Origin of the sequence: Streptomyces sp. TRM70350, from assembly GCF_019219825.1 — a bacterium.
Lineage (GTDB): Bacteria > Actinomycetota > Actinomycetes > Streptomycetales > Streptomycetaceae > Streptomyces.
In genome coordinates this window covers 1-4,392 of sequence record NZ_JAHUXH010000071.1, presented here as the reverse complement: position 1 = coordinate 4,392, position 4,392 = coordinate 1, and the positions used below count along the sequence as shown (strand labels likewise).

6 protein-coding genes and 2 pseudogenes are annotated in these 4,392 nt (G+C 67.2%); 3 read left to right on the top strand and 5 right to left on the bottom strand.

What is annotated here, in order from left to right; genetic code table 11:
• The first annotated feature begins 391 nt into the window (after nucleotides 1-391).
• Nucleotides 392-769, top strand: a complete 378-nt coding sequence (locus KWI83_RS37500; RefSeq protein WP_218518840.1) for a hypothetical protein — start codon at nucleotides 392-394, stop codon at nucleotides 767-769.
• Between the two features lie 205 nt (nucleotides 770-974).
• Here the strand turns inward: KWI83_RS37500 and KWI83_RS39710 are convergent.
• Nucleotides 975-1,203, bottom strand: a pseudogene (locus KWI83_RS39710) (NADP-dependent oxidoreductase); the annotation flags it as partial.
• 131 nt (nucleotides 1,204-1,334) lie between these two features.
• On the opposite strand from KWI83_RS39710, the pseudogene KWI83_RS37495 reads away from it, so the two are divergent.
• A pseudogene (locus KWI83_RS37495) lies at nucleotides 1,335-1,817 on the top strand (LysR family transcriptional regulator); the annotation flags it as partial.
• Between the two features lie 27 nt (nucleotides 1,818-1,844).
• Here the strand turns inward: KWI83_RS37495 and KWI83_RS37490 are convergent.
• The 4 genes from KWI83_RS37490 to KWI83_RS39705 all read right to left on the bottom strand — a co-directional run bounded on the left by KWI83_RS37490 (nucleotide 1,845) and on the right by KWI83_RS39705 (nucleotide 3,908).
• Entirely contained in the window at nucleotides 1,845-2,327 is a 483-nt protein-coding gene (locus KWI83_RS37490; protein ID WP_218518839.1) for a hypothetical protein, read from the bottom strand.
• 83 nt (nucleotides 2,328-2,410) lie between these two features.
• Nucleotides 2,411-2,836, bottom strand: coding sequence for a YwqJ-related putative deaminase (locus tag KWI83_RS37485; protein ID WP_308122402.1), 426 nt, complete (start codon nucleotides 2,834-2,836; stop codon nucleotides 2,411-2,413).
• Nucleotides 2,799-3,275: an SUKH-3 domain-containing protein gene (locus KWI83_RS37480; RefSeq protein WP_218518837.1), complete on the bottom strand. Its 477-nt coding sequence runs from the start codon at nucleotides 3,273-3,275 to the stop codon at nucleotides 2,799-2,801. Before KWI83_RS37480 ends, KWI83_RS37485 begins: the two co-directional genes overlap by 38 nt.
• Nucleotides 3,276-3,302: 27 nt before the next feature.
• On the bottom strand, nucleotides 3,303-3,908 hold the full coding sequence (locus tag KWI83_RS39705; protein WP_308122401.1) for a YwqJ-related putative deaminase: 606 nt from the start codon (nucleotides 3,906-3,908) through the stop codon (nucleotides 3,303-3,305).
• A 252-nt stretch (nucleotides 3,909-4,160) separates the two neighbouring features.
• Here KWI83_RS39705 and KWI83_RS39700 point away from each other — a divergent pair.
• The coding region (locus KWI83_RS39700; RefSeq protein ID WP_256363380.1) for a hypothetical protein at nucleotides 4,161-4,392 on the top strand (232 nt) is incomplete at its 3' end.

The following is a 4,392-nucleotide window of genomic DNA, read 5'->3' as shown; positions in this document are numbered from 1 at the left end:
GTCACTCGACCCCCGCGAATCACGCATCAGCGTCGACAGCGTCTGCGCACCCATGTCGAACTTCATACCGAACCCGCCTTCCCCCTAGGGCTGCTGGGCGACCGCTCCCGATGCGCCCGAAGATTCCCAGCCATCTCTATCAACCCATCGGTCGCCGCCGCAATCTTGGTGTCCGGCACTCACAGAAGCACCACACATCCGAAAGCAGCCCGACCCTCGATGAGTGAGCGGTGGACCACAGCCCGCAGTCGCCGGGCGGGGTCGGTCAGCGGGTAGCCCTGCCGCACCCTGTGGCCTCTGGATGCGGCGGTGCAGCCTCAAGTCCGGATGACACCGACAGCAAAGCGACACCATCAGGCACCGTCCTTCCCCAGAGGCTGACCAGCCCGACATGAGCCCCGACCTGGAACCGGACGCCCCCGCCGAGGACGCCCCCTTCTCCCGGCAGCTGGAGCACGAGTTGAGCGTCCGCACGCTCAAAATGGCTCAGGACGAGGGCAAGACGACCGCCCAGTGCCCCAGCGACATCGAGTCGAAGACGGGCAAGAGGGCCACCTGCACGACCACCTACGACGGGCTGAAGATCAGTTGGGATGTGACGATCGGCGAGAAAGCCGCCTGGTCGGAGAACTACGTCGAGTACGAGGCGACTCCCAGCACCGGCATCATCACCGAAGCGGGCGTCGCCAAGCTCCTGTCGGCAACTACAAGGGCTCCATCGACTACGCCTTGTGCAACGACATCCCCAAGGCGACCCTGGCCCCGCTGAACGGAGCAAGCAAGTACCAGTGCGAGATCGTCGACAAGGGCGAGGAGCCCACGGGATTCGCCAGCAGTACGGTACGGGCGACGGAAGCAGGCCCGCGAGCCTACTGAGGCTCTCGCGGCGACGCTGTCAACCGGCCCGCGTCAGCATGCGCATGGAGCTTGTGCGCGGTCTCGCACGGTGAGCTTGCGGTAGTTGCTGACCAGGGTGCTCCCACCGCGGCGGCCAGCTGCTCGCCGCCTACGCTGTCGACGAACACGTCGATGCCGTCCGGTGCGACCTTGGCGAACAGGTCGGCGGCGGGCCCGTCGTGGTAGTCGAAGACGGCGTCATGCCGACTCCCGCGTGAGACGGTGGGCCTTCGCTGCCGAGCCCGCGCTGCCCACGAGCCGTCCGGCGCCGAGCAGCCGCGCGAACCGCCCGGTCGCCGTGCCGACACGAGGGGAAGTGCTCGGCGGTGGGAAAGTCATGGAGGCGGGCAATCTGATGCACGGTGAGTGCGGTCTCGTTCATGAGTCGGACCGTAGGGCGGGAATGCGCCTGGTGGGCAGCAGTTCTCATACGTTGAGGTGAGCGCCCTGTGGCCCGCACGTCCGACGCCGACCTCGCCCCGCACGAGCTGCGCGACCTGCGCCTGCTGGACGTCCTGACCACCGAGGCGCGCGGTGCGGCCGGGCCCGACGCGGCGCAGGGGCCGCTGCGGATCGCGGCCTTCCGCAGCGCGGCTCTCCACCTGCTGCCGTCCGTCCTTCAGCGGCTGCGCGTCCGGCATCCCGGGATCGAGCCGCGGGTGCGGATCGTTGAGAACTGTGGCTCGTACCCCCGCGACTGGTGGGCTGCGCAGGACTGGATCCCGAAGCCGACCGTCGAGGCCGAGGACGATGGAACGGTGCTCTCCTTGGTCGGAGCACCGAACTCGGTCGCCATCGCCGATCTCGGTCCCAAGCGCCCGCCACGCCAGGTCGGCTACGTCACCACCTCCGAACTGACAGCATCCGCTGTCGTCCGCGCCCTGGTGAGGGAACTGCGGGTCACGGTGGCCAAGGTGTGACCGGTAGCCGTGGACAGCCCCCTTGCTCTATGCGCTCAACCCCACGACGCACCAGCTCCGCCGGGCGGCCTCGTTCAGCACGTTCCCCCACTCCTCCAGCAGGTCCGTGGACTCGCGCGGTTCCCGCACGCTGTCCGGTGTCCGTGCGAGCAGCACGCCGTAATAACCGGGGCCGTCGCTGAAGAGCCCAGGATCGGCGTGCTCGGCCTCTCCGTCCATCCCGTCCCAGACCAACCCGAGCAGCAGAGTGTCCAACTCTGCACGCAGAAGAGGATCAACGTGGTCAGCAGCCGCTTCCCACCGCTGCCGGGCCCAGAAGTGCGCCTTGAACGAGCCGCTGGTGTGGAGAAACTCGTACACCCCTAAGAAGGCACTGTTGGGTCCGGGTCCCCGCGGCCAGTCCCAGTCCCCCTTGACCGTGGGCGCGCCGTTCCCATCCCAGAGGCCCGTCTCGTCGTCGTACCAGGCATTGCTCAGCCGGGGCAGCCGCTCCCCGGGCGGGCCCCTCATGGCGGGCGAGCACACCGCAGGGCGACGCGCCAGCCGGAGACGCGCCTACTGCCCAGCGAGGCACATACGCCGGTGCGTCGGTTTCACTGCGGTGAGCCGACGACCCGGACGCCGAGGGCATCCAGTAGTGCTGCGCAGACCATGCACGGTGCTGTGGGCTTGCCATGATCCGGGTTGCCTGGTCCGCGCACCATGCGGGACGTCATGGCGGACCCCGAGAAGTGGGAAGCCGCCTCGACGATGGTGCTGCTACGGCCGTCTGTGCGCCCGACGTCGAGCTTCCACAACTGGTCCGAGATCAGTGCAGACTCGGCACACCGGCCAGTGAAGGACCTCCGCCGGTCGGCCGGCAGAGAGTCGACGAAAGCCCAGACAGCCGGGTGGAGGTTGGGGCGGCCGTCTCCGACCAGGCTGGTATGGCTGACAATCGCTCCGTTGATCAGCAGGGACGAGGCGACTGCTGGGAATGTCTCAGACAAAGTAGCCCTCCGCGTCAGGGGCCTCAGCACCACTCAGGAAGCGGGAGAACGCGTCGTATTCGTCTGCTCCCAGGAAATACCCTCCAGTATGGTGGAGATGGAACCAGCGCCCCGTCTCGTCCACGAGGATGAGGCCACGCTCGGATTCTTCGTAACCTACGGGGAAAAGGCCTACTCCGAGCCCGCTCGCCAATTCTCTGATGAGCGCGGCATCGCCTTCATAGCCCAGCGTCGGCTTCATCACCCAGGTCTCGCCCGCCGCCTTCGGATGGGTGAGGCGGAGCAAGCCGTAGGCGTGGATGACGCGGATGGCAGCAGGGGACGGGGACAAGGCGACACCCTGCCTTTCGGCGTCCCGCACACGCACCTCGACAAGCTCCACTGCGCGCTCTCCGATGTCGCGGCTAGGAGTCCAGCCATTCGCGGTCAGCCAGGCGATCACTTCCGGAGCCGGCTGATTGAAAGCCATGGATAGGTCCGTTCTGTGAGCTGAACATTAGGAATGCACGCGAATACCCAACTGGGGCAGTACGTGCTTACAAGTATTGCAGGGTGGCAGGAAGTCATTGTGCGAGCTGATGACCTGGCCGGTCTCGCGGTCGATGACATCCCCGATCTGCCGGGTGTGCATGACGCCGCCTTCCAGCGCGGCGCGCGCGTCATGTACGGTGAGAATTGCGGTTCCCGTCGGATCGAGTTGATGCAACCTGTCACTGATCAGGGAGACTTCCGCGCACTTCCCGTGCCCAAGGCCCGTCTTAGCCCCATTGGCCGCCGCTTGGTCGCTGATTTCCTTCAGAATGTCCTTCAGGACCTGATGGGTCTGTGGAAGCTTCTGGCCATGCATCTTGGTGGTGCTGGTGTGCACGGTGATGACGTTATCGTGCAGGAAGCTGCCAGCGCAGCCGGACTCAAGGCGGTTCTTACCCGCAGGAGCTGCCCCAGCAGGCGCGTTGTTCGCCTCGTCCGCGAGTGCCTTGGCCTCGCGCTCCAGGAGAGCAAGCTGCTGTTCGGGGGGCAGGTGGCTCACATCGAGTGCGGGCCGCCGGTAGTGCCGCATCTGGTCTGCACTCTGGCCGTGCCACCCCGGCTGCGGATCCACCGGGTTCCCGTGGGACGGCTGCACAGCGTCGTTGCCGTACGGCGGAGGGTTGTGGCCACCATCACCGTAGTGTCCACCATCGTCCGTGTGGCCGCCTCGGGGAGCACCCTCGTCAGCGGAGCCGCTGCTCGCAAACGATTCCTTACCGTCGGCATGGTGGGCAGCGTCGTGAGCATGATTGTTCGGCGTCGGGCCATCGCCGGTGTGCGACGAGGAGGAGTCTCGTGGTCCGCTTGGCGGTTCGTGACTCGCGTGGGCACCCTTGGTGAGGTCGTCGGCTCGGCCGCCGGGGAGGTTGTCCGCGGTGCCGCCGGGGAGGTGGGCGGCTGGGGTGACGGGGACGTCCTCGCCTACGCGGCCGACGTCGCCCAGGTCGTCGAGGCCGTTGCCGAGGCGGATGTGCTGGGCGGCGTTGTCGGCGGTGTGGGCTGCCGCGCCCGCCATCGCAGGCTCGCGGACTGGGGAGTCCACGCGGGGTACGTCG

Excerpts from the sequence above, each read along its gene's own strand:
- KWI83_RS37500 (WP_218518840.1), top strand. The coding sequence starts at position 392 with ATGAGCCCCGACCTGGAACCGGACGCCCCCGCCGAGGACGCCCCCTTC.
- KWI83_RS37490 (WP_218518839.1), bottom strand. The coding sequence starts at position 2,327 with ATGAGGGGCCCGCCCGGGGAGCGGCTGCCCCGGCTGAGCAATGCCTGG.
- KWI83_RS37480 (WP_218518837.1), bottom strand. The coding sequence starts at position 3,275 with ATGGCTTTCAATCAGCCGGCTCCGGAAGTGATCGCCTGGCTGACCGCG.